General features: G+C 59.0%; 23 protein-coding genes. 10 read left to right on the forward strand and 13 right to left on the reverse strand.

Annotation, left to right across the window (positions count from 1 at the left end; genetic code table 11):
- Positions 1-193 precede the first annotated feature (193 nt).
- Complete coding sequence (gene tyrS, locus AC1DKH_RS01840) at positions 194-1,393, reverse strand: tyrosine--tRNA ligase (RefSeq protein ID WP_477797439.1); 1,200 nt, start codon at positions 1,391-1,393, stop codon at positions 194-196.
- A gap of 211 nt (positions 1,394-1,604) precedes the next feature.
- On the opposite strand from tyrS, the gene AC1DKH_RS01845 reads away from it, so the two are divergent.
- Together AC1DKH_RS01845 and AC1DKH_RS01850 are read left to right on the forward strand one after the other, a co-directional pair.
- Positions 1,605-3,023 carry a peptidoglycan DD-metalloendopeptidase family protein gene (locus tag AC1DKH_RS01845; protein WP_477797266.1) on the forward strand — a complete coding sequence of 473 codons (1,419 nt, stop codon included), beginning with the start codon at positions 1,605-1,607 and terminating at the stop codon, positions 3,021-3,023.
- A 3-nt stretch (positions 3,024-3,026) separates the two neighbouring features.
- A complete protein-coding gene (locus AC1DKH_RS01850; protein ID WP_477759774.1) occupies positions 3,027-4,118 on the forward strand; it encodes an anhydro-N-acetylmuramic acid kinase in 1,092 nt (363 codons plus the stop codon).
- Between the two features lie 68 nt (positions 4,119-4,186).
- Here the strand turns inward: AC1DKH_RS01850 and erpA are convergent, their stop codons facing one another.
- Both erpA and argC read right to left on the reverse strand, forming a co-directional pair.
- Complete coding sequence (gene erpA, locus AC1DKH_RS01855) at positions 4,187-4,537, reverse strand: iron-sulfur cluster insertion protein ErpA (RefSeq protein WP_007906865.1); 351 nt, start codon at positions 4,535-4,537, stop codon at positions 4,187-4,189.
- Between the two features lie 166 nt (positions 4,538-4,703).
- Positions 4,704-5,738 (reverse strand): N-acetyl-gamma-glutamyl-phosphate reductase, encoded by a 1,035-nt coding sequence (argC, locus tag AC1DKH_RS01860; protein WP_477797267.1) that lies wholly within the window; start codon positions 5,736-5,738, stop codon positions 4,704-4,706.
- Positions 5,739-5,873: 135 nt separating this feature from the next.
- Here argC and hemJ point away from each other — a divergent pair, with 135 nt between their 5' ends.
- The 6 genes from hemJ to coq7 all read left to right on the forward strand — a co-directional run bounded on the left by hemJ (position 5,874) and on the right by coq7 (position 10,443).
- Entirely contained in the window at positions 5,874-6,305 is a 432-nt protein-coding gene (hemJ, locus tag AC1DKH_RS01865; RefSeq protein ID WP_477797268.1) for a protoporphyrinogen oxidase HemJ, read from the forward strand.
- Between the two features lie 33 nt (positions 6,306-6,338).
- Positions 6,339-7,307 (forward strand): NAD(P)H-dependent flavin oxidoreductase, encoded by a 969-nt coding sequence (locus tag AC1DKH_RS01870; protein ID WP_477762829.1) that lies wholly within the window; start codon positions 6,339-6,341, stop codon positions 7,305-7,307.
- Between the two features lie 93 nt (positions 7,308-7,400).
- Entirely contained in the window at positions 7,401-8,366 is a 966-nt protein-coding gene (locus tag AC1DKH_RS01875; RefSeq protein WP_477797269.1) for a DUF805 domain-containing protein, read from the forward strand.
- Positions 8,367-8,427: 61 nt separating this feature from the next.
- The gene (locus tag AC1DKH_RS01880; protein ID WP_116265103.1) at positions 8,428-9,216 is read left to right on the forward strand and encodes an SDR family NAD(P)-dependent oxidoreductase; all 789 of its coding nucleotides are present in this window, start codon (positions 8,428-8,430) and stop codon (positions 9,214-9,216) included.
- Between the two features lie 80 nt (positions 9,217-9,296).
- Entirely contained in the window at positions 9,297-9,635 is a 339-nt protein-coding gene (locus tag AC1DKH_RS01885) for a histidine triad nucleotide-binding protein (protein WP_046039514.1), read from the forward strand.
- A gap of 160 nt (positions 9,636-9,795) precedes the next feature.
- Entirely contained in the window at positions 9,796-10,443 is a 648-nt protein-coding gene (coq7, locus tag AC1DKH_RS01890; protein WP_223460272.1) for a 2-polyprenyl-3-methyl-6-methoxy-1,4-benzoquinone monooxygenase, read from the forward strand.
- A gap of 191 nt (positions 10,444-10,634) precedes the next feature.
- Here coq7 and speD read toward each other — a convergent pair whose 3' ends face one another.
- A complete protein-coding gene (gene speD / locus AC1DKH_RS01895) occupies positions 10,635-11,426 on the reverse strand; it encodes an adenosylmethionine decarboxylase (protein ID WP_477756209.1) in 792 nt (263 codons plus the stop codon).
- A gap of 239 nt (positions 11,427-11,665) precedes the next feature.
- Positions 11,666-12,088, reverse strand: a complete 423-nt coding sequence (locus AC1DKH_RS01900; protein WP_007994936.1) for an OsmC family protein — start codon at positions 12,086-12,088, stop codon at positions 11,666-11,668.
- A 230-nt stretch (positions 12,089-12,318) separates the two neighbouring features.
- Between AC1DKH_RS01900 and crp the strand changes: the two genes are divergently transcribed.
- Positions 12,319-12,963 carry a cAMP-activated global transcriptional regulator CRP gene (gene crp, locus AC1DKH_RS01905; protein WP_477756210.1) on the forward strand — a complete coding sequence of 215 codons (645 nt, stop codon included), beginning with the start codon at positions 12,319-12,321 and terminating at the stop codon, positions 12,961-12,963.
- On the opposite strand, the gene AC1DKH_RS01910 is transcribed toward crp, so the two are convergent.
- From AC1DKH_RS01910 to AC1DKH_RS01925, 4 genes are all read right to left on the reverse strand, one after another.
- The gene (locus AC1DKH_RS01910; protein ID WP_477797270.1) at positions 12,960-13,661 is read right to left on the reverse strand and encodes a lipoate--protein ligase family protein; all 702 of its coding nucleotides are present in this window, start codon (positions 13,659-13,661) and stop codon (positions 12,960-12,962) included. The genes crp and AC1DKH_RS01910 overlap by 4 nt on opposite strands.
- A gap of 143 nt (positions 13,662-13,804) precedes the next feature.
- Positions 13,805-14,641 (reverse strand): indole-3-glycerol phosphate synthase TrpC, encoded by an 837-nt coding sequence (gene trpC / locus AC1DKH_RS01915; RefSeq protein WP_477797271.1) that lies wholly within the window; start codon positions 14,639-14,641, stop codon positions 13,805-13,807.
- Positions 14,638-15,687, reverse strand: coding sequence for an anthranilate phosphoribosyltransferase (trpD, locus tag AC1DKH_RS01920; RefSeq protein WP_223548332.1), 1,050 nt, complete (start codon positions 15,685-15,687; stop codon positions 14,638-14,640). The genes trpC and trpD overlap by 4 nt, the downstream gene beginning before the upstream one ends.
- Before the next feature lie 9 nt (positions 15,688-15,696).
- Positions 15,697-16,290, reverse strand: a complete 594-nt coding sequence (locus AC1DKH_RS01925; RefSeq protein WP_007906885.1) for an aminodeoxychorismate/anthranilate synthase component II — start codon at positions 16,288-16,290, stop codon at positions 15,697-15,699.
- 408 nt (positions 16,291-16,698) lie between these two features.
- Here AC1DKH_RS01925 and estP point away from each other — a divergent pair, with 408 nt between their 5' ends.
- The gene (estP, locus tag AC1DKH_RS01930; RefSeq protein ID WP_477797272.1) at positions 16,699-18,609 is read left to right on the forward strand and encodes an esterase EstP; all 1,911 of its coding nucleotides are present in this window, start codon (positions 16,699-16,701) and stop codon (positions 18,607-18,609) included.
- A 165-nt stretch (positions 18,610-18,774) separates the two neighbouring features.
- On the opposite strand, the gene trpE is transcribed toward estP, so the two are convergent.
- The 4 genes from trpE to AC1DKH_RS01950 all read right to left on the reverse strand — a co-directional run bounded on the left by trpE (position 18,775) and on the right by AC1DKH_RS01950 (position 23,080).
- A complete protein-coding gene (gene trpE / locus AC1DKH_RS01935) occupies positions 18,775-20,256 on the reverse strand; it encodes an anthranilate synthase component I (protein WP_477797273.1) in 1,482 nt (493 codons plus the stop codon).
- A gap of 70 nt (positions 20,257-20,326) precedes the next feature.
- Positions 20,327-21,145 (reverse strand): phosphoglycolate phosphatase, encoded by an 819-nt coding sequence (locus AC1DKH_RS01940; protein WP_007986028.1) that lies wholly within the window; start codon positions 21,143-21,145, stop codon positions 20,327-20,329.
- Positions 21,142-21,816, reverse strand: coding sequence for a ribulose-phosphate 3-epimerase (gene rpe, locus AC1DKH_RS01945; RefSeq protein ID WP_477755507.1), 675 nt, complete (start codon positions 21,814-21,816; stop codon positions 21,142-21,144). The genes AC1DKH_RS01940 and rpe overlap by 4 nt, the downstream gene beginning before the upstream one ends.
- A 115-nt stretch (positions 21,817-21,931) precedes the next feature.
- Complete coding sequence (locus tag AC1DKH_RS01950; protein ID WP_477797274.1) at positions 21,932-23,080, reverse strand: iron-containing alcohol dehydrogenase; 1,149 nt, start codon at positions 23,078-23,080, stop codon at positions 21,932-21,934.
- Positions 23,081-23,176: the final 96 nt, after the last annotated feature.

Genomic DNA, 23,176 nt, shown 5'->3' on the forward strand with positions numbered 1-23,176 from the left:
TACAGCGTTACAGCGTTACACGCTGCTGTCAACACCTCTTTTTCAACTCCCTTTTGGCTTCGATGACCTGAAGCAACCTGCTGCCGAAAACTGCGTAACTCATTGTTTACCAAGGAGTTTTCCGTTTCGACTGCGCCGGAAGTGGGGCGAATTATAGGCTTCTAAAATTCGCCGTCAACCCTTTATCTCAGCTTTATTCGGATTTGAGCGTAATACGCGCAAATGCCTTCTTCCCAGCCTGGCAAACATGGGTCGCGCCCAGTGCATATATAAAGGTGCGATCGACAACCTCACCATCTATACGCACACCACCGGAACCCAGGAGATCTCGCGCCACCGCCGAGTTCTTGACCAACCCTGCCTTATTAAGGACAGCAGCGATCGGCATATCCTCGGTAGCAGTCAATTCGATTTCCGGCAGATCTTCAGGCAGCTCGCCATCCTTCATACGGTTACCGGCAGCACGATGAGCACTGGCCGCAGCCTCCTCACCATGGAAGCGTGCAACGATCTCTTCAGCCAGCTTGATCTTGATATCGCGCGGATTGGCACCCGCCTCCACATCAGCGCGGAACGCATTGATCTCATCCATGGAGCGGAAGCTGAGCAACTCGAAGTAACGCCACATCAGCGCATCCGGAATGGAAACCAGCTTGCTGTACATCACACCCGGCGCTTCCTGGATACCGACGTAGTTGCCCAAGGACTTGGACATCTTCTTCACGCCATCCAGGCCTTCAAGCAGCGGCATGGTCAAAATGCACTGGGCCTCCTGACCATAACCACGCTGCAGTTCACGCCCCATCAGCAAGTTGAACTTCTGATCGGTGCCGCCAAGCTCGACGTCTGCGCGCAGGGCTACCGAGTCGTACCCTTGAACCAGCGGATAAAGGAACTCATGAATGGCGATTGGCTGATTGGTTGTGTAACGCTTGTCGAAGTCATCGCGCTCGAGCATGCGAGCCACGGTGTACTGCGAAGTCAGGCGAATGAAGTCGGCCGGCCCCATCTGATCCATCCAGGTGGAGTTGAATGCCACTTCGGTCTTTGCCGGGTCCAGAATCTTGAAGACCTGAGTCTTGTAGGTCTCGGCATTATCGAGGACCTGCTCGCGAGTGAGCGGCGGGCGCGTAGCACTCTTGCCGCTCGGATCGCCGATCATCCCGGTGAAGTCACCTATAAGGAAGATCACCTGATGCCCCAGCTCCTGGAACTGGCGCAGCTTATTGATAAGCACGGTGTGACCCAAGTGCAGATCCGGAGCCGTTGGATCGAAGCCCGCCTTAATACGTAGCGGCTGGCCACGCTTGAGCTTTTCAATCAGCTCGGACTCGACCAACAGTTCTTCCGCACCACGTTTGATCAGCGCTAGCTGCTCTTCAACCGACTTCATAACCAACCTGCAAGGCTCAGATTCAAAGGGAACCAACCATACAAGATCGCGCGTCAAATACAAGGTTTGCCCGGCGCACGGACGCCAATCCGCAGACAGAGCGCCTGCGGACTTGCTTCAGAGATGATTTGGTTATATTTTATACAGTTATTTCATCTTCATCATGTCATTCATCTTTTCCAATTCATCTTTTTCAAAGTCAAAACCACTTATGACCACAGAATCGTCTAAAGCGCCGCCGCTTTACCCGAAGACCCACTTGCTTGCCGCAAGTGGCATCGCCGCCCTTCTCAGTCTGGCGCTCCTGGTATTCCCTTCCAGCGATGTTGAAGCCAAAAAGACAACCCTGAGTCTTGAACTGGAAAGCCCTGCTGAACAACTGACACAAGATCAAGACGCTGCTGACACCGTTCAAGCCACAAATGAGCCAGCAACCTCCCCCTTCGCGCAGATCGACAACAGCGCCGAAGACACTCAGGAAACCGCTCAAACCGAACCGGCGCCGGTCGTCGAAGAAAAGAAGCCGGCAAGCCACAGGGAAGTGATCGTCACCAAGGGTGACACCCTCTCTACACTGTTCGAGAAGGTCGGTCTCCCAGCCACCTCAGTGCGTGAAATACTGGCCAGCGACAAGCAGGCCAAGCAGTTCAGCCAGCTCAAGCATGGGCAAAAACTCGAATTCGAACTGAGCCCTGACGGCCAGTTGACCAACCTGCACAGCAAGCTCAACGACCTCGAAAGCATCAGCCTGACCAAGAACGACAAGGGCTACACCTTCAACCGCATTACCGCCAAACCGAGCGTGCGCTCGGCTTACGTTCATGGCGTGATCAACAGCTCGCTGTCGCAATCCGCGGCCCGAGCGGGCCTGTCTCACAGCCTGACCATGGACATGGCCAGTGTGTTTGGCTACGACGTGGACTTCGCCCAGGATATTCGCCAGGGCGACGAGTTCGACGTGATCTACGAGCAAAAGGTGGTCAACGGCAAGGCCGTCGGCACTGGTCCGATCCTGTCGGCGCGCTTCACCAACCGCGGCAAGACCTACACCGCCGTGCGCTACACCAACAAACAAGGCAACAGCAGCTACTACACCGCTGACGGCAACAGCATGCGCAAGGCATTCATCCGCACACCGGTGGACTTCGCCCGCATCAGCTCGAAATTTTCCATGGGCCGCAAACACCCGATCCTGAACAAGATCCGCGCCCACAAAGGCGTCGACTACGCAGCACCGCGTGGCACGCCGATCAAGGCTGCCGGTGATGGCAAGGTCTTGCTGGCCGGCCGCCGTGGTGGCTACGGCAATACCGTGGTTCTCCAGCACGGCAATACCTACACCACGCTCTACGGCCACATGCAAGGCTTCGCCAAAGGCGTGAAGACTGGCGGCACGGTGAAACAGGGCCAGGTGATTGGCTATATCGGCACCACCGGCCTCTCCACCGGGCCGCACCTGCACTACGAGTTCCAGGTCAATGGTGTACACGTCGACCCGCTGGGCCAGAAACTGCCAATGGCCGATCCGATTGCCAAGGCCGAACGCCCACGCTTCCTCGCCCAAAGCCAGCCACTGATGGCGCGCATGGAACAGGAAAAAGCCACTCTGCTAGCTTCGAGCAAGCGCTAAGTCATGGCGCTCTATATAGGTGTGATGTCCGGGACCAGCCTTGATGGCCTGGACATCGCACTGGTCGAGCAAGCCCCGGCGATCAGGCTGATCGCCTCTCACTACATCCCGATGCCCGATTCCCTGCGCGCCGAGCTGCTCGGCTTGTGTGCCAGCGGCCCGGACGAAATCGCCCGCTCCGCCATCGCCCAGCAGAACTGGGTGAAACTGGCAGCCCAAGGGATTCATGCCCTTCTCGCTCAGCAGCAACTGAAGCCTGACGACATTCGTGCGATCGGCAGCCATGGCCAGACCATCCGCCACGAACCGGCACGCGGTTTCACCGTGCAGATCGGCAACCCGGCCCTGCTGACGGAGCTGACCGGCATCACCGTGGTCAGCGACTTCCGCAGCCGTGACGTCGCTGCCGGCGGACAAGGTGCACCGCTGGTTCCTGCCTTCCACGAGACACTGTTTGAAGAACGGACCGGCAATCGTGCCGTGCTGAACGTCGGTGGATTCAGCAACCTGAGCCTGATCGAACCCGGTAAGCCTGTTGCCGGGTTCGACTGCGGCCCGGGCAATGTCCTGTTGGACGCCTGGATTCATCAGCAACGTGGCGACAACTATGACCGCGACGGCCAATGGGCCACCAGCGGCAAGGTTGAACCGGCTCTATTGAATGAGCTGCTCAGCGATCCGTTCTTCGTAACCAAAGGCCCGAAGAGTACCGGACGGGAAGTATTCAACCTACCTTGGCTGACACAGCACCTGGCACAACTGCCAGCCTTCGCCGCCGAAGATGTTCAGGCGACGCTGCTTGAGCTGACCGCGCTGACCATCATCGAATCACTGCAAAGCGCCCAGGCAGACACGCAGGAACTACTGGTCTGCGGCGGCGGCGCCCACAACACCGCGTTGATGAACCGCCTGGCCAGCCTATTGCCAAACGCCAGTGTCAGCAGCACTGCCACTTACGGCGTAGACCCCGACTGGGTCGAAGCCATGGCCTTCGCGTGGCTGGCTCATTGCTGCCTCGAAGGTATTGCGGCCAACCGCCCGAGCGTTACCGGTGCCCGCGGCTTGCGCGTACTGGGCGCCATCTACCCCGCATAAATTCTCCACACAGTAAAACGCCGCAGGACCCTGAGGCCATGCGGCGCTTTGTAATGCAGGCGCGCTGATCAGATCGAGAACGAAGAACCGCAGCCACAAGTGGTGGTCGCATTCGGGTTCTTGATGACGAAACGCGAACCTTCCAGACCTTCCTGGTAGTCCACCTCGGCACCTGCCAGGTACTGAAAGCTCATCGGATCGACAACCAGACTCACACCTTCGCGCTCGACGATGGTGTCGTCATCGGCCACTTCTTCATCGAAGGTGAAGCCGTACTGAAAACCTGAACAACCGCCGCCCGTAACGAATACGCGCAGCTTCAAGCGATCATTCCCCTCTTCATCGACCAGGCTCTTCACCTTGTGCGCGGCACCGTGGGTGAATTGCAAAGCCGTGGGGGTGAAGGATTCGACGCTCATGCTGACTATCTCCCGGCGTTACGCCGTCATATTGCGTGATGACGCGCATTATCCGCTTCTCCTAGAAAAGCGGTCAACTATTGTTATGGTATATCAACCAATCCAATCGCCGGCCCGGAATGCAAAAAGGCCCGTCAGACGGGCCTTTTGCTGTACGCGATAAAGCTTACGGCAGCATGCCGGCGTGGGACAGGCCCAGACGCTCATCCAGCCCGAACAGAATGTTCATGTTCTGCACCGCCTGACCCGAAGCGCCTTTGACCAGGTTGTCGATCACCGACAGCACAACCACCAGATCACCATCCTGAGGGCGATGCACGGCAATACGGCAGACGTTGGCACCCCGTACGCTACGAGTCTCCGGATGGCTGCCGGCCGGCATCACATCGACGAACGGTTCGTTGGCATAACGCTTTTCAAACAGCACCTGCAGATCCACCGAGCGATCAACAACGGTTGCGTAGAGCGTGGAATGAATGCCACGAATCATCGGAGTCAGGTGCGGAACGAAGGTCAGACCGACGTCCTTGCCTGCTGCACGACGCAGGCCCTGGCGGATTTCCGGCAAATGACGGTGCCCTTTGACCGCATAGGCCTTCATGCTTTCCGATGTCTCGGAGTACAGCGAGCCTACGGAAGCACCACGACCGGCGCCGCTGACACCGGATTTGCAGTCAGCAATCAGATGCGCAGTATCGGCCAGGCCGGCTTCGAGCAATGGCAGGAAACCCAATTGCGTTGCAGTTGGGTAGCAGCCCGGCACAGCAATCAGGCGCGCTTTCTTGATCTGCTCGCGATTGACTTCCGGCAAGCCATAGACCGCTTCGTCCAGCAACTCCGGTGCACCGTGCGGCTGGCCGTACCACTTGGCCCACTCATCCGCGTCTTGCAGACGGAAGTCCGCCGACAGGTCGATGACCTTGGTCCCGGCCGCCAGCAACTCGCCCGCCAAGGCATGGGCAACACCGTGCGGTGTGGCGAAGAACACCACATCGCAGGCACCCAGGGTCTTGATGTCCGGAACGCTGAACGCCAGGCCGTCGTAGTGGCCTCGCAGGTTCGGGTACATGTCGGCCACGGCAAGGCCAGCCTCGGATCGGGAAGTGATGACAACCACCTCAGCTTGCGGATGTTGCGCCAACAGACGCAGCAGTTCGACACCGGTGTAACCCGTGCCGCCGACGATACCGACCTTGACCATAAACCTGCCCTCAACGAACCCACTGGAAAGCCGTCGATAATAGGGGCCGCGCGCCCCTGCGACAACCGTCAAGGTGACGTGCGGAGCTTCTAGCCTCTACTATTCCCGCTACCGTGAACCTGGGAATAACTAAAAATGCTTTATCTGTGGCTCAAAGCACTTCACATCATCAGCATCGTTTGCTGGTTTGCCGGCCTGTTTTACTTGCCGCGGCTGTTCGTCTATCACGCTCAAAGCGAAGATACCGTCAGCAAGGAACGCTTCAGCGTCATGGAGCGCAAGCTGTATCGCGGCATCATGGGGCCGGCAATGATCGCTACGCTGATCTTCGGCGGCTGGCTGATCAGCCTCAACCCGAGTGCGTATTTCACTCAGGGTGGCTGGATGCACGCCAAGCTGGCGCTGGTGGTGATTCTGATCGGCTACCACCACATGTGCGGTGCCCAGGTAAAACGTTTTGCCCGTGGCGAGAACACCCGCAGCCATGTCTTTTATCGCTGGTTCAATGAAGTGCCGGTTCTGATATTGCTGGCTATCGTAATTCTGGTCGTCGTTCGGCCGTTCTAAATCCACCAGGCACCACTCACCGGGGTACTTCCAATGTCGCTGCCCGCTCTGCTCGAACAACGTTTGCGTCTGCCCGTGGTGGCGGCGCCGATGTTCCTGATTTCCAATCCGCAATTGGTACTCGCCTGTTGTCGCCAGGGCGTGGTCGGCAGCTTCCCGGCGCTGAACCAGCGCGAAAGCAGCGGTTTCAAGGCCTGGCTGGAAGAAATCGAAGCCGGGCTGGCGACACTGGAAAACCCCGCGCCTTATGCCGTGAACCTGATCGTCCATAACAGCAATCCACGGTTACAGGCGGATCTTGAGATCTGTGTCGAGCACAAAGTGCCGATCGTGATCACCAGCCTCGGCGCCGTGAAAGAACTGGTCGACGCGGTCCACAGCTACGGCGGCCTGGTGTTCCATGATGTGACGACTCGTCGTCATGCCGAGAAAGCGGCCGAAGCCGGCGTGGATGGTTTGATCGCCGTGGCTGCCGGCGCCGGTGGACACGCCGGGACCTGGAGCCCGTTCTCGCTGATTGCCGAAATCCGCCAGTTCTTCGACAAGACCCTGTTGCTGGCCGGCTGCTTGAATCATGGCCACGAAATTCTTGCCGCCCAACTGCTCGGCGCGGATTTGGCCTACTTTGGCACACGATTTATCGGCACGACCGAAAGTCACGCGCCCGACGCCTACAAAGAAATGCTGCTGACATCCAAAGCGGCAGACATCATCCATACTCCAGCCGTGTCAGGTGTCCCCGCGAGTTTCATGCGCCAGAGTCTGGAAGCAGCCGGTTTCGACATGGCCGCCTTGCAAGGCAAGGGCGAGATCAACTTCGGCTCCAAGCTCAAACCCGTGAGCGATGAGGCCAAAGCCTGGAAAACCGTTTGGTCTGCCGGCCAGGGCGTGGGAGAAATCGAGGACTTGCCGAGTGTCGAGCAGTTGATTGCACGTCTCGACGCGGAGTACCGCAAGGCCCTGGAGCAGGCTGCCCAGTTGACCAAACGCTGGCCGAGCTGACAGCAAACCTTGGCCAGTCTTGCCCGGCTGGCCTTACTCTCGCCCGGGCACAACATTCTTCTTTCAACCTCTCGCGACAAGGATGCTTCGCACATGGGCGAAAATCATTTCAAGATCGTATTCGAGGGCGCCTTGCTGCCCGGTGTCGACATCACCACGGCAAAGCTCAATCTCGCCGACTTGTTCAAAAGCGATGTCACGGCCATTGAACGCTTGTTCACCGGGCGTCCGGTAGCGCTCAAACGCAACCTGTCGCAAGCCGATGCCCAGACCTATCTCCAGGCGCTGAGCAAAACCGGTATCGACGCCCGCATCGAAGCCGAAACCCCGATCGAGCTGAACCTCGCCGACGTTCATGACCATGCTCCGGCCAGCAGCCAGGCGTCTTTTGCAGATCCGCAGTCCCCTTACGCGCCGCCTCGCGCGCCAGTCGGCGAAGCCGTGGCAGAGTTCGCCACGCTCAAGCCCTTCAATTTCGATGGCCGTATCGGCCGCTTGCGTTACCTCGCCTGGACGCTGGTGCTGTCAACTGTGCTTCTGGCCGTTTGCGGGGTGTTTGCCTTGGTCGCCCTGGCTCTCATCGGCGCGGATTCGACCGCCGGCCTGATATTGGGCAGCTTGCTGGCCTTGATCCTGTTCGTCGGATTTGTATTCGTCAGCATCCAGATCACTGTTCAACGCTTGCACGATGTCGGCTGGTCCGGCTGGCTGTGGCTGCTGAACCTGGTGCCGTTCGTTGGCAGTTTCTTTCCGTTCATGATCATGGTCGTACCGGGCAACGACACCGCCAACCGCTACGGCCCGCCGCCTCCGCCGAACAGTACCGCGGTCAAGGTATTGTCTTCGCTGTGGCTGATCGTTATCGCGCTGGTTCTGTTCGGCTCGCTGGCCGGTGGTCTCACGGCGATACGGGAAGAATACAAAAGCGCCGCCCAGAGCAGCTACGAAAGCAGTTCGGTCACCACCGATGAAATCGAAGTCGAGATCGAACCGGTGCCAAATTCCACCGACGATGCAGCCGAAGAGGCCCGGCCCCCTGTAGACTCTGCGAAAGAATGAACAGCGCTCCTGGCCCGTGACACCTGCGTCGCGGCGCGGAGCTGTTGCGATGGAGAACTGCATGACCCGTTACGCTCTGATCACTGGCGCCTCCAGCGGCATCGGCCTGGCAATGGCCGAAGCGCTGGCCCGGCGCGGCCGCAGCCTGATTCTGGTGGCCCGACAACGTGATCAGCTGGAAAGTATTGCGATTGAACTGACCCAAAGGTTCGGCGTGGAAGTGTTGTTCCGTGCCTGTGACCTGGGCGAACCGCTGCGCCTGTCCGGATTCCTGCTGGAGCTGGAAGAAGGCGACCGGCAGATCGATCTGTTGGTCAACTGCGCCGGTATCGGTACCTGCGGCCCGTTTCTGGCCCAGGACTGGATGACCGAGCAAGACCTGATCGAAGTGAACATCCTCGCCCTCACCCGCCTGTGCCACGCCATCGGCAACAGCATGGCCCTGCAAGGCGGCGGGCAGATTCTGAATGTGGCCTCGGTGGCGGCGTTTCAACCGGGGCCGTGGATGAGCACTTATTACGCCAGCAAAGCGTATGTGCTGCACTTTTCCGAAGGATTGCGCGTCGAGCTGAAAAAATGTGCGATCAAGGTTTCGGTGCTCTGCCCCGGACCGACCCGCACTGCATTTTTCCGTACCGCACAACTCGACAGCGACAAACTGGCCAACAGCAAACTGCTGATGAGCCCCGAGGAAGTGGCGCTCTACACCGTGCGCGCACTGGAAAAGAATCAAGCGATCATTATTCCCGGACGGCGCAACCGCTGGTTCGCCTTCCTGCCAAGGCTCGGCTCGCGCTGGCTGACGCGCACAATCGCCGGCATGGTCAACAAGGCGTACTGCCCGCGCTGATCCAATTCAAGGTAAAAAGCTGGGCGCTGGCATACGCCATGAGTACACTCAGGCCAGCCCAAATAACGGAGAAAACAGCTGTGGATACTCTGTTCACCAAGATCATCAACCGGGAAATCCCGGCGAAGATCATTTACGAGGACGACCAGGTACTGGCCTTCCACGACATTGCCCCACAGGCACCGGTACATTTTCTGGTGGTCCCGAAGAAACCGGTTCGCACCTTGAACGACCTGACCGAGGACGACAAGACGCTGGCCGGGCATATTCTGTTCACCGCGCAGCGCCTGGCACTGGAACTGGGCTGCGAAAAAGGTTTCCGCGTCGTCATGAACTGCAATGAAGAAGGCGGACAAACCGTCTACCACATTCATATGCACGTGCTGGGTCAGCGCCAGATGCACTGGCCGCCGGGCTGAGCATAGGTTCTCAAAAGATCGCAGCCTTCGGCAGCTCCTACGTGTATCGCGAACCTCTGTAGGAGCTGCCGAAGGCTGCGATCTTTTGATCTTGACCCAGCGCAAACCTTCCCTGGCCGATTGGGTTAAACTGGCCGCCGAGATTCCTCCGGAGGTCAGCATGACTACCCAACGTCACTACTCGCCAATCGACCGCCTTCTGCTGCAAGCCGATGCCGCAATGCGCACCCTGCTGCCCTTCAGCGGCCAGCCGTACCGTCCGTCGCCTGCCATCGTGCAGCCGGATGCGAAAATGAGCGACGAAGACACACGCCACGTTGCCGGCCTGATGCGCATCAACCACACCGGCGAAGTCTGCGCCCAGGCGCTGTATCAGGGGCAGGCGCTGACCGCCAAACTGCCGCAAGTGCGTGCCGCGATGGAGCATGCCGCCGAAGAAGAAGTCGATCACCTGGTCTGGTGCGAACAACGCATTCACCAACTGGGCAGCCATACCAGCATCCTCAATCCGCTGTTCTATGGCATGTCGTTCGGGATCGGCGCAGTGGCCGGCCTGATCAGCGATAAAGTCAGCCTGGGGTTCGTTGCGGCGACGGAAGACCAGGTGTGCAAACACCTGAACGAACATCTGGAGCAATTGCCGGCCGAGGACGAAAAGTCCCGGGCGATTCTTGAACAGATGCGCATCGATGAAGAACAGCATGCCGAAAGTGCGCTGGAGGCTGGCGGGTTCCGCTTTCCGGCACCGGTGAAGTTCGGGATGAGTCTGATGGCCAAGGTGATGACCAAGAGTACTTATCGGATCTGACTCCGTTTTTTGTAGGAGCGAGCTTGCTCCGGGCGGCGTTCCGACGAAAGACGTCAACGATAACGCGTGTTTTCTGGATAAACGTGTCGCCCTCAGGTCCATCGCGAGCAAGCTCGCTCCTACAAGAGCCAGCGCCAGAATAAAAAAAGGCGACTGCCGTGAGGGAGTCGCCTTTTTTGTGTTCGAGAGTCTTACGCCATATTGCGCGCGTAGAAGATTTCGAGCATTTCGTGTTTCACCCGCTCGGTCACCTGGGCACGTTGCTCAGAGGACAGGTTGTTGGTGGCGTCGCCGAACAGGTAGTTATCCAGTTCGAAGTTCTTCAGCAGCATCTTGGTGTGGAACAGGTTTTCCTGGTACACGTTCACGTCGGTCATCTGGTACGCGTCGTAAGTGTCATCGGAGAGGTAGTTCTGGATCGAATTGATCTCATGGTCGATGAAGTGCTTTTTGCCTTCAACGTCACGGGTGAAGCCGCGCACACGGTAGTCCACGGTCACGATGTCCGAATCGAACTGGTGAATCAGGAAGTTGAGCGCTTTAAGCGGTGAAATGACCCCGCAAGTCGACACGTCGATGTCCACACGGAAGGTTGCAATACCGCTGACCGGATGGATCTCCGGGTAGGTGTGCACCGTGATGTGGCTCTTGTCGAGGTGGGCCAGAATGATTTCGGGCAGTGGGCCCGGGGACTCTTCGATCTGACTGTCGGTCGGGGTTACGGGCTCTTCCGAGATCAGGATCGTGACGCTGGCGCCCTGCGGCTCATAGTCCTGACTGGCAATGTTCAGGATGTTGGCACCAATGATATCGACAACTTCCGTGAGGATCTGCGTCAGGCGTTTCGCGTTGTACTCTTTATTGATGTACTCGACGTAAGCCTGCTGGTCTTGCGGGGTTTCCGCGTAGCAGATGTCATAGATGTTGAAGCTCAAGGTCTTTGTCAGGTTATTGAACCCGTGGAGCTTGAGTTTGCTTTTCACCGTTAAAAACTCTCTATGTGTTTGCGGCCCGGCCGCGTGATCAAGCATGCCCGTCAAATGCGAACAACGCACCTGCGTAGGACGGTTAACACCTCTTCGCGATGGCGATTTTGGTTGTCTGCTCGGGTGCGAGGCCTGTCGGCTGACGGGCCACTACCCTGAAAAAAGTGGCGCATTATGCAGACGTCAGCTTGTGTTCGCCAGAGTCTGCACTGCTTTTATGATAGTTGAATGTCGATTCAACCGAGCTCGATGATCTCGTAGTCGTGGGTAATTGCCACGCCTGCCGCGCCGAGCATGATCGAGGCCGAGCAATACTTCTCGGCAGACAATTCGATGGCGCGCTTGACCTGGGCTTCTTTCAGCCCACGGCCCTTGACCACGAAATGCATGTGGATCCTGGTGAAAACCTTTGGATCTTCGGTCGCACGCTCGGCTTCAAGGAACGCTTCACAGCTTTCGACCGCCTGGCGGGACTTCTTGAGGATGCTGACCACATCGAAATTGCTGCAACCGCCGACACCCAGCAGCAGCATTTCCATCGGCCGGACACCCAGGTTACGTCCGCCGGCATCGGGCGGACCGTCCATGACCACGACATGACCACTACCGGATTCGCCGAGGAACATGGCTTCGCCAGCCCATTGGATGCGTGCCTTCATCGCCAAGACTCCACTGTATAAAAAAGGGTCGCCAGCTTAGCACAGGCCCCGTGACTGACGGCGCCCGGCGTCCTAGGACATATCCCACCGCCTTGTAGGTAAATGCTCGAATATTGCAGGAGGTGTCTGTTAAGCTGACGCCAAATCAATGGCGCATTGCCAGCTTTCCCCCAGCGTTCGCTATTCATAAAAAAACCAAACACACCGTGCAGTCTTTTCGGGATACAACCATGGTTGCGATTGCCCCCAACCCCAAGATCAAGAACCTCGACAAGCTGTTGATGCATTGCCAGCGCCGCCGCTATCAGGCCAAGAGCAACATCATTTGTGCCGGCGACCGTTCGGAAACGCTGTTCTACATCATCAAAGGCTCAGTCACCATCCTGATCGAAGATGACGACGGCCGGGAAATGATCATTTCCTACCTGAACACCGGGGACTTTTTCGGCGAGTTGGGTCTGTTTGAGCAAGCTGGCCTGGAGCAGGAGCGCAGCGCCTGGGTGCGGGCCAAGGCTGAATGCGAAGTCGCGGAAATCAGCTACGCGAAATTCCGCGAGTTGTCCCAGCAGGATCCAGACATTCTTTACGTCCTCAGCGGACAAATCGCACAGCGCCTGCGCAACACCACGCGCAAGGTCGGTGACCTGGCATTCTTTGATGTAACCGGTCGAGTCGCCCGCTGCCTGCTGGAGCTATGCAAACAGCCAGATGCCATGACTCACCCCGATGGCATGCAAATCAAGGTGACCCGTCAGGAGATCGGGCGGATAGTCGGTTGCTCCCGGGAGATGGTCGGTCGCGTCCTCAAGGATCTGGAAGAACGCGAACTGGTGAACGTCAAAGGCAAGACCATGGTGGTCTTTGGTACGCGTTAAGTGTTGAACATCTGTGCCAGCATCAACCGGTAGAGTTCGTCCAGACGTGCCAGTGCATTGGGTGCCGTGAACTTCTCATGCAGCGCGATGTGGCTTTCGGCGCGTACGCGTTGCTCCAGACCGCAGGCCTCGTTGAAACGATTGACCGCGGCGACCATTGACGCTCGCTCGTTATCGATCAGCATCGCCCCGTGCACCAGTCCTACCGGACGCTGCCCACCCTGGCTCTGACGCCAGCGCTGGGCGGTACCGACCATTTTGCGTCCGTCGAGGTTGACGTTGAAGCGACCGTCACAGAAGGCGCCTTCGATTTCACCCAGGGACGAAGTGCCACCCAACTCATCCAGCAACTGACAGATTGGATCGCATAGACGCCGGTAGCCGGATTCGATGCGGTTAAGGTCGCCTTCGCTGCGCGGCGGTGCGTAGACCAGAGCGATGTTGATCGTGGTGTCGGATTGCGGAACGGGTTCTCCGCCGGTATCGCGCAACAACACTGGCCAGCCTGCCGCTGCCGAGACTTCACATGCGGATTCAAAGCCTGGCAAGCGATTCAAGCGACGCGGCATCACTAGTGCCTGGTCACTCGGTTGCCAGAACAACAGACCAAATTCCGCGTTGCCGGCACAGACCGACGCCAGCAAATCCTGCTCGGCTTGCAGACCGGCTTCGATGGTCAGGGAAATAGGTGAGGTCATAAGGTATTCCGTAGGACATAAAGTCTGTGGTGCTTCTTATGCCGCTATCGCGAGCAAGCTCGCTCCCACATTTGATCTCGGCAGCTCATAGATTTTGTGGCCACCATCAAACCCTGTGGGAGCGAGCTTGCTCGCGATGCTTTTCAGTCGAGGGTCGAACCGCTGACCGGCACGCCGCGCTCAGGGAAGAACAGACGCTGCAACTCGGTACCCGGGCTTTCGGCGCGCATGAACGCTTCGCCGACCAGGAACGCGTAGACGTCGCTGATTTCCATCAGTTCGACATCGGCGCGGTTGAGAATGCCGCTCTCGGTGATGACCAGACGATCGCGCGGAATACGCGGCAACAGGTCGAGGGTGGTTTCCAGGCTGACATCGAAGGTGTGCAGATTGCGGTTGTTCACGCCAACCAGTGGAGTGTCGAGGGTTTTCAAGGCCCGCTCCAACTCGTCGCCGTCGTGGACTTCCACCAGCACATCGAGGTTGACGCTTTTGGCCACGGCCGCCAGTTCGGCCATTTTCACGTCATCCAGCGCGGAAACGATCAACAGCACGCAGTCGGCACCCAAGGCACGGGCTTCGACGATCTGGTATGGATCGATCATGAAGTCCTTGCGGATCACCGGCAGCTGGCACGCCGCGCGGGCCTGCTGCAGGTACGCATCGGCGCCCTGGAAGTAGTCGATGTCGGTGAGTACCGACAGGCAGGTCGCGCCGCCCTTCTCGTAGCTTCTGGCGATGTCGGCAGGAACGAAGTTCTCGCGGATCACACCTTTGCTCGGCGAGGCTTTCTTGATTTCGGCAATGACTGCCGGCTGCTTCAGCTTGGCCTGAGCCAGCAAGGCCTTGGCAAAACCACGAGGTGCATCGGCCACCTTGGCCAGGCTTTCCAGCTCGGCGAGGCTGACGCGAGCGCTGCGTTCGGCCACTTCCTCGACCTTGCGCGCCAGAATCTTTTGCAGAACCGTCGGTACACTCATCCCTCATTCTCCACTTTGAATACCGCGGTAAACGCACCCAGCTCCTCGAGCTTCTCTCGAGCGAGACCGGTGTGCAGCGCATCGTGCGCAAGCGCAACTCCCTCTTTCAAACTGCTGGCATGATCGGCTGCGTACAGCGCGGCACCGGCATTGAGCATGATCATCTCGGCCGCTTTCTGACCGTTCTCGGTCTTGCGCTTGCCCAGGGCATCGCGAATCAGTTCCAGGGACGCCGCCGGGCTATCCACCGCCAGGCCATGCAAGCTCTGGCTCTTCATGCCCAGGTCTTCCGGCTCGACCCAATACTCGGTGATCTGGTCGTTTTTCAGCTCTGCCACGAAGGTCGGTGCTGCCAGGCTGAACTCATCCAGGCCATCCTTCGAATGCACCACCAGCACATGCTTGCTGCCCAGACGCTGCAACACTTCCGCCAGCGGCCGGCACAATGCCTGGGTGAACACGCCCACCACCTGATGCTTCACACCGGCCGGATTCGTAAGCGGGCCGAGCATGTTGAACAAGGTCCGCAGACCCAGTTCGCGGCGCGGGCTGGCGGCATATTTCATCGCAGAGTGATGAGTCTGGGCAAACATGAAACCAATACCAACGTTGTCAATGCAACGCGCCACTTGGACTGGGGTCAGGTTCAGGTAGATACCGGCCGCCTCCAGCAGATCGGCACTGCCGCTCTTGCCCGAGACTGCACGGTTGCCGTGCTTGGCCACGGTGCAGCCAGCAGCGGAAACCACGAACGCAGCAGCGGTCGACACGTTGAAGATATTGGCGCCGTCGCCGCCGGTGCCGACCACATCGACCACACCGTCGAGTGTCTTGAGTTCGACTTTGTCCGCCAGCTCGCGCATCACCGACACCGCGCCGACGATCTCGTCGATGCTTTCGCTCTTCATGCGCATGGCCATCATGAACGCGCCGATCTGCGCGTCGGAGCATTGCCCGGTCATGATTTCGCGCATGACATCGCGCATTTCATCGGTGCTGAGGTCGAGGTGATCGACGATTCGGCTCAGGGCTGTCTTGATATTCATGAAAAGTCCTTAGCGCGTGCCGCCGGTTTGTTTGAGGAAGTTGGCGAACAGTTCGTGGCCCTGTTCGGTGAGGATCGACTCAGGGTGAAACTGCACGCCCTCGATGTTCAGCGTCTTGTGACGCAGGCCCATGATCTCGTCGACCGAGCCGTCTTCGAGCTGGGTCCAGGCGGTCAATTCCAGACAATCTGGCAGGGTTTCGCGCTTGACGATCAATGAATGATAGCGCGTGACCGTCAGCGGACGATTCAGGCCCTCGAATACACCCTTGTCCTCGTGAAATACCGGGCTAGTCTTACCGTGCATCACTTGGCGGGCGCGCACCACATCACCACCAAAAGCCTGGCCGATGGACTGGTGGCCGAGGCAGACGCCAAGAATCGGCAGTTTGCCGGCGAAATGCTTGATCGCTTCAATCGAGATGCCGGCTTCGGTCGGCGTGCAAGGACCGGGGGACACAACGATGCGCTCAGGGTTGAGGGCTTCGATTTCAGCGATGGTCAGTTCATCGTTGCGCACGACCTTGACTTGGGAGCCGAGCTCGCCCAGGTACTGCACAACGTTGTAGGTAAAGGAGTCGTAGTTATCGATCATCAGCAACATGGCGTTTAGAACCTCTTGAATTCACTGACTTTTAAGATGGCCTTCGAATGATTTACCCGCAGAGCGCTGCGCTTTGTCTGGTGCTGGAGCAGCGCCAGCAAAGCGGCATTTCAAACAGGTAAAGAAGGCAAAGCGATACAGGTCCGGCAAGGCCGGCAAAAGAATTCAGGCGCGCCAACGCCAGCGGGCGTGTGCCTTGATGACTTGATCCAGGAGTTTACTGATGATCAACACGGGGAAGGTCTCGTTCGTACGTTCCGGCACAGTAACTTAGCTGGGCAGAGCGCGCAATATCGCCGGGGGTGCTGCCCGCGAAACTATCAAAGGCTTCGCGACAGATGGCAAAAGGCCGAAAGTTTTTGGTACTGTCGTTTCGTTCACTACAACAATAAATAAACGGACTTGCTCATGATCAAACAGTCGTTGTTTGTACCACTCGCAGGATGCTTGCTCGCGATCGCATGCGCCCAGGCGAACGCCGCACCTAATCCTTATACAAGTTTCATTGTCTTCGGGGACAGCCTCAACGACGCTGGGACCTTTGCCGACACGGGCGGGCCTGCCGGGGCGACGCAGCGCTTCACCAACCGGACGGGGCCGGTGTACCTGGATGGCAGCGGCGAAGTCCGCTCGTTCAACGCCACGCAGATTCTGGGCGGAAAACTGGGGTTTTCACCAGACCAGACGGCATCCTCTGCTTCAGCAGTTCGCGCCAACGAAGGCCTGCCTGATGGTAACAACTGGGCTGTAGGCGGCTACCGTACCGACCAGATTCTTGATTCGATTACCAGCACCTCCGCCACCGGCGAACGCACCCGGGCCGGCTACCTTCCATCCAATAACTTCCGTGCCGACCCGAACGCACTGTATTACCTGTCGGGCGGCGGTAACGACTTCCTGCAAGGTCGAGTCACCAGTCTGCCCCAGGCCAGTGCCGCCGCCGACCGCCTGGCCGACAGCGTGCAGACGCTGCAAACCGCCGGCGCCAAGTACGTCATGGTCTGGTTGCTGCCCGATATCGGCTTTACCCCGGCGTTCAACGGCACCCCGCTGCAAGCGTTCACGTCCCAACTCAGCGCCCAGTTCAACACTGAACTGGTAAGCCGACTGCAAAACATCAATGCCGAAGTCATCCCGCTCAACATTCCGGTACTGCTCAAAGAGACGTTCGCCAACCCGGCACAGTTTGGCCTGGCCACCGACCAGAACCTCATCGCCACCTGCTTCAGCGGCAACGGCTGCACCGAGAACGCCCGCTACGGCATCAACAGCGCCACGCCGGACCCGACCAAGCTGATCTACAACGACTCGGTGCACCCCACCGAAGCCGGGCAGCGCCTGATTGCCGATTACGCCTATTCCCTACTGGCGGCGCCGTGGGAGCTGACCTTGCTGCCGGAAATGGCCCAGGGCACCGTGCGTGCGCATCAGGATGAACTGCGCAATCAGTGGCTGGCCGATTGGGAAAACTGGCAAGGCGTCGGCCAATGGCGAGCCATTGTTTCCGGCGGCGGACAGCATCAGGACTTTGACGGTCAGGACAGCGTGGCAAGCGCCGACGGTAACGGAGCCAACCTGAACATTGGTGGCAGCTATCGTCTCGACGATGCCTGGCGTGTCGGCCTGGTGGCCGGTTTCTATAACCAGAAACTCGAAGCCGGCAACAACGATTCCGACTACAAGCTCAACACTTACCTGGGCACAGCATTCGCCCAGTACCAGCAAAACCGTGTGTGGGCTGATGCGGCGTTGACGGCCGGGCATCTGGATTACGATAGCCTCAAGCGTAAATTCCAGCTGGGCGTCAACGAACGCGGCGAAAAAGGCGATACCAGCGGCTACGTCGAAGCCTTCAGCGCACGCGTGGGTTACGACATTGCGCAACAAGCCAGCAGCCCCTGGCACCTGTCTCCGTTTGTCAGCGCCGACTTCTCCAAGGTACAAGTCGACGGTTACTCGGAGGACGGCAACAACTCCACGGCGCTGACCTTCGCCGATCAGGAGCGTATTTCCCGGCGTCTGGGCGCTGGCCTGCAGGGCAAATACCAGATCACCCCGCAAACCCAGGTTTTCGGCGAAGCGGCAATCGAGCGTGAGTACAACGACGACACTCAGGACGTGGGTATCAACCTCAACAGCCTGCCGAACAATCAGTTCACGCTGGAAGGCTACACCCCGCAAAGTCATTTGCAACGTGTGAACCTTGGGGTGAGCCACAACCTCACCAAGGACCTGGCACTGCGCGCCAGCTACAACATCCGCAAGGACGACGACTTCACCCAACAGGGCATCAACCTGGGTGTTGCGCTGGACTTCTGATGTGCAGGCAATAAAAAACGCGGCACCCTCACAGGCGCCGCGTTTTTTTGGTGTCCGCAAATCCCCTGTAGGAGCTAGCTTGCTAGCGAAGGTGTGTCAGTCGACACTGTGTTGCTGACACGCCTTCGCTAGCAAGCTAGCTCCTACAGTAGGTTTTGCGTGGAATCAGGTATTCGGGGTTTGTTCGGCCAGGGCAACGGCGCGGAACATCGCGCGACGCTTGTTCAGGGTTTCTTCCCATTCCAGCGCCGGCACCGAGTCAGCCACAATGCCGCCACCGGCCTGCACGTGCAGTTCGCCGTTCTTGATCACCGCCGTGCGGATCGCAATGGCGGTGTCCATGTTGCCGTTCCAGGCGAAGTAACCGACCGCACCGCCGTAGACGCCACGCTTGACCGGCTCCAGTTCGTCGATGATTTCCATCGCGCGAATCTTCGGCGCGCCGGACAAGGTGCCCGCCGGCAGAATCGCTCGCAGTGCGTCCATGGCCGTCAGCCCTGCTTTCAGTTGCCCGGTGACGTTGGACACGATGTGCATCACGTTGGAGTATCGCTCGATGACCATCTTCTCGGTGAGCTTCACCGAACCGATTTCCGATACGCGACCGGTGTCGTTGCGACCGAGGTCGATCAGCATCAAGTGTTCGGCGATTTCCTTGTCGTCCGACAGCAGGTCTTTTTCCAGCGCCAGGTCGGCCTCTTCGTTGGCGCCCCGCGGACGGGTGCCGGCAATCGGGCGCACGGTGATCAGGTTGTCTTCGACCCGCACCAGCACTTCCGGCGAACTGCCGACGACGTGGAAGTCGCCGAAGTTGAAGAAGTACATGTAAGGCGTCGGGTTGAAGCAGCGCAGCGCGCGGTACAGATCGATCGGCGCCGCCTTGAAGTCGATTGACATGCGCTGGGACGGCACGACCTGCATGCAGTCACCGGCCAGGATGTATTCCTTGATGGTGTCGACGGCTTTTTCGTAATCGTCCTGGGTGAAGCTGGAGCGGAATACCGGGTCAGCCGATTGTTGTTTGCTGAAGTCCAGGCCACGGCGTGGGGTGATCGGCTGACGGAGTTTTTCCAGCAGCTCTTCCAGGCGTGCGCGACCTTGTTCGAAGGCGTCTTCCTGCGCCGGGTCGGCCAAGACGATGGCGTGCATCTTGCCGGCCAGGTTATCGAACACTACCACCGCGTCGGAAACCATCAGCAGAATGTCCGGCACGCCCAGCGGATCCGGGTTCGGGCACTTGCCCAGACGCTTTTCCACGTAACGCACGCAGTCGTAACCGAAGTAGCCCACCAGGCCGCCGTTGAAGCGCGGCAGGCCCGCAATGGTCGGCACGTTGTAGCGGGCCTTGAAGGTTTCGACGAAGGCCAGCGGGTCTTCCACATCGTGGCTTTCGGTCTCGACGCCATCGACGGTCACGCTGACGTGATGATCGTGAACCCGCAGCACGGTGCGGCACGGCAAGCCGATGATCGAGTAACGGCCCCACTTCTCGCCGCCCTGTACGGACTCCAGCAAGTAGGAATTGGGCTCGTCGGCCAGCTTCAGGTAGATCGACAGCGGCGTGTCGAAGTCGGCCAGGGTTTCGCAGGCAAGCGGGATGCGGTTGTAGCCGGCAGCGGCCAAACGCAGGAATTCTTCGCGGATCATGAGGTGCCTCGTGGCTTGAGGGTCGAACAGTCAGGTATGCAAACGCGCCGGATAACCGGCCAGAATCAAGTCAGGCGCGCCAACGCCAGCGGGCCAGGGCCTTGATGACTTTCATCCAGAGTTTGCGAGTGACCACCACGATGGCGTTTCCAGAAGGGGGTTTGACAGCGTCGGCCAACGTTATCTCAGCGGCCGGATCCAGGCAACCGGGAATTAGTTTGCGCAGGTCGTCGATCACCAGCGCCGGCGACTCTTCGGCAATTGGCCGACCGTGGTTATAGCCGTAGCTCAGGGCCACGCACTTGACCCCCGCCGCTTTCGCCGCCAGCACATCGCTGCGCGAATCGCCGACAAACAACGACTGCGAAGCCGGAATGTTGGCCATTTTCATCACGAAAAACAGCGCGGCCGGATCGGGTTTTTTCTGTGGCAGGGTGTCGCCGCCGATGATCCAGCGGAAGTAACGACCGATTTTCATCTGATCCAGCAGCGGCGCGACGAAACGCTCCGGCTTGTTGGTGATCAGCGCCATCTCGACGCCCTGCTTTTGCAGCCACTTGAGGAAGTCGCGCACACCGGGATACACCACCGTCAACTCATGGCTCTCGCCATAAGCCTGCATGAAATACTCCAGCGCCCGTTCGGCCTCGTGGTTATCGACCGCCGAATGATCGATAGCGCCAGCCAGCGCACGACGCACCAATACCGGCGCGCCGTTGCCGACCCATTCGCGTACTGCTTCCAGACCAGCGGGCTTACGACCGAGTTTGAGCAGCATCTTGTCCACAGCCACTGCCAGGTCCGGGACCGAGTCGATCAAGGTACCGTCCAGATCGAACATCACCAGCCGCGGCAGTTGCCCCGGGAACAACTGCTCAAAGCCACTCATGGGCGAGCCAGCGCCAGTTCGGAACGCATCTTGTCGATGACTTCCTGATAGTTCGGCGCATTGAAGATGGCCGAGCCGGCGACGAAGGTGTCGGCACCGGCCGCTGCGATTTCGCGGATGTTGTTCACGTTCACGCCACCGTCGATTTCCAGGCGAATGTCACGGCCGGAGGCATCGATCAGCGCCCGCACTTCACGCAGCTTGTCGAGGGTGCCGGGGATGAACTTCTGCCCGCCGAAGCCCGGGTTGACGCTCATCAACAGGATCATGTCGACCTTGTCCATGACGTACTTGAGCACATCCAGCGGGGTCGCCGGGTTGAACACCAGGCCCGACTTGCAGCCGCCTTCGCGGATCAATTGCAGGGAGCGGTCAATGTGCTGGGTGGCTTCCGGGTGGAAGGTGATGTAAGTAGCGCCGGCTTCGATGAAGTCGCCGACGATGCGGTCCACCGGGCTGACCATCAGGTGCGCGTCGATCGGCGCGGTCACGCCGTACTTGCGCAGTGCCGCGCAGACCATCGGGCCGATGGTCAGGTTGGGCACGTAGTGGTTGTCCATGACATCGAAGTGCACGAAGTCAGCGCCGGCGGCCAGGACATTGTCCACTTCTTCACCCAGGCGGGCGAAGTCGGCGGAGAGAATCGACGGAGCAATTACGAAGGGCTGCATGACGCACCTTTTCTGAGCAGAATCACGATGGCGCGCATTGTATACCTCATGCTTTGACGTGCGCACCGTGAGCGCGATGATTGGACCTTGCCATCATCCATCAACGGCAGAAGCCCTAATACGCCGCGCGATAGATCTTTTCGATATCGGTGGCACTCAATTTGCGCGGATTGTTGCGCATCAAGCGCTCGATCCCCGCCGCTTCCACGGCCATGGACGGGATGGCGTCCTCGGGCACACCGAAACTGCGCAGGCCCTGAGGAATTTCCACGGCTGTACACAGCTCGCTCATGGCTTGCACGGCTTTGTCGGCCGCTTCGTTGATGCTCAAATGAGCGGTCTTCACACCCATGGCCTCGGCGATATCCTGCATGCGTTCGATGCAGGCCATCTTGTTCCAGGTCATGACATGGGGCAGTAGCAAGGCATTACTGACCCCATGGGCAATGTTGAAACGCCCGCCCAGCGAATACGCCAGCGCATGCACCGCGCCGACCCCGGCATTGCCGAACGCCATCCCGGCCATCAGGCTGGCAGTGGCCATGTCTTCCCGGGCTTGCAGGTTCGACGGGTTGGCGTAGGCCTTGGGCAAAGCCTTGGCGATCAACTTGATGGCGCCGATGGCCAACGCATCGGTAATCGGCGAGGCGTTGACCGACAGATAGGACTCGATGGCGTGCACCAGCGCATCGACGCCGCTGGCCGCCGTGACGCTGCGCGGACAGGTCAGGGTCATTTGCGGACTGACCAGCGCCACATCCGGCAACAGGTAGTCGCTGACAATGCCCTTCTTCAGTTGCGCGACCTTGTCGGAAAGGATGGCGACGTTGGTCACTTCCGAGCCGGTGCCGGCGGTGGTCGGGATGGCAATCAGCGGCGGGCCCTTGCGCGGGACCTGATCGATACCGAACAGATCCTCCAGCGCGCCGTGGTAACCGGCATAGGCCGCCACGCTCTTGGCAATGTCGATGGCACTGCCGCCGCCCAGGCCGATCAAGCCGTCATGCCCACCGTCGCGATAGATCTGCATGCAATCTTCGACGATGGAAATTTCCGGGTCCGGCAGTACCCGGTCGAAAATCTCGTAGCTGCGTTCGCCCAGCTGCGCCAGTGCCAGTTCTACTGTGCCTGATTTCACCAAAGCGACATCAGTGACGATCAGTGGGTTGTCGATGTCCAGACGCGCCAGCTCGGCAGACAATTGCTCGATGGCACCTGCGCCGGTGATCAGTTTGTGAGCGATCTTGAAAGAGGAAAGACTCATGTGCGCAGCCTCTTATAGATAGGGGAGCTGGGCACAATAGTAGCTGGGGATTGCGGGTTGTCTTCCATTCAGGTCATGAATGACCGAGTTTTCCGG

This window comes from Pseudomonas sp. 05L36 (assembly GCF_056398125.1).

Excerpts from the sequence above, each read along its gene's own strand:
- tyrS (WP_477797439.1), bottom strand. The coding sequence starts at position 1,393 with ATGAAGTCGGTTGAAGAGCAGCTAGCGCTGATCAAACGTGGTGCGGAA.
- AC1DKH_RS01845 (WP_477797266.1), top strand. The coding sequence starts at position 1,605 with ATGACCACAGAATCGTCTAAAGCGCCGCCGCTTTACCCGAAGACCCAC.
- AC1DKH_RS01850 (WP_477759774.1), top strand. The coding sequence starts at position 3,027 with ATGGCGCTCTATATAGGTGTGATGTCCGGGACCAGCCTTGATGGCCTG.
- erpA (WP_007906865.1), bottom strand. The coding sequence starts at position 4,537 with ATGAGCGTCGAATCCTTCACCCCCACGGCTTTGCAATTCACCCACGGT.
- argC (WP_477797267.1), bottom strand. The coding sequence starts at position 5,738 with ATGGTCAAGGTCGGTATCGTCGGCGGCACGGGTTACACCGGTGTCGAA.
- hemJ (WP_477797268.1), top strand. The coding sequence starts at position 5,874 with ATGCTTTATCTGTGGCTCAAAGCACTTCACATCATCAGCATCGTTTGC.
- AC1DKH_RS01870 (WP_477762829.1), top strand. The coding sequence starts at position 6,339 with ATGTCGCTGCCCGCTCTGCTCGAACAACGTTTGCGTCTGCCCGTGGTG.
- AC1DKH_RS01875 (WP_477797269.1), top strand. The coding sequence starts at position 7,401 with ATGGGCGAAAATCATTTCAAGATCGTATTCGAGGGCGCCTTGCTGCCC.
- AC1DKH_RS01880 (WP_116265103.1), top strand. The coding sequence starts at position 8,428 with ATGACCCGTTACGCTCTGATCACTGGCGCCTCCAGCGGCATCGGCCTG.
- coq7 (WP_223460272.1), top strand. The coding sequence starts at position 9,796 with ATGACTACCCAACGTCACTACTCGCCAATCGACCGCCTTCTGCTGCAA.
- AC1DKH_RS01900 (WP_007994936.1), bottom strand. The coding sequence starts at position 12,088 with ATGAAGGCACGCATCCAATGGGCTGGCGAAGCCATGTTCCTCGGCGAA.
- crp (WP_477756210.1), top strand. The coding sequence starts at position 12,319 with ATGGTTGCGATTGCCCCCAACCCCAAGATCAAGAACCTCGACAAGCTG.
- AC1DKH_RS01910 (WP_477797270.1), bottom strand. The coding sequence starts at position 13,661 with ATGACCTCACCTATTTCCCTGACCATCGAAGCCGGTCTGCAAGCCGAG.
- trpC (WP_477797271.1), bottom strand. The coding sequence starts at position 14,641 with ATGAGTGTACCGACGGTTCTGCAAAAGATTCTGGCGCGCAAGGTCGAG.
- trpD (WP_223548332.1), bottom strand. The coding sequence starts at position 15,687 with ATGAATATCAAGACAGCCCTGAGCCGAATCGTCGATCACCTCGACCTC.
- AC1DKH_RS01925 (WP_007906885.1), bottom strand. The coding sequence starts at position 16,290 with ATGTTGCTGATGATCGATAACTACGACTCCTTTACCTACAACGTTGTG.
- estP (WP_477797272.1), top strand. The coding sequence starts at position 16,699 with ATGATCAAACAGTCGTTGTTTGTACCACTCGCAGGATGCTTGCTCGCG.
- trpE (WP_477797273.1), bottom strand. The coding sequence starts at position 20,256 with ATGATCCGCGAAGAATTCCTGCGTTTGGCCGCTGCCGGCTACAACCGC.
- AC1DKH_RS01940 (WP_007986028.1), bottom strand. The coding sequence starts at position 21,145 with ATGAGTGGCTTTGAGCAGTTGTTCCCGGGGCAACTGCCGCGGCTGGTG.
- rpe (WP_477755507.1), bottom strand. The coding sequence starts at position 21,816 with ATGCAGCCCTTCGTAATTGCTCCGTCGATTCTCTCCGCCGACTTCGCC.
- AC1DKH_RS01950 (WP_477797274.1), bottom strand. The coding sequence starts at position 23,080 with ATGAGTCTTTCCTCTTTCAAGATCGCTCACAAACTGATCACCGGCGCA.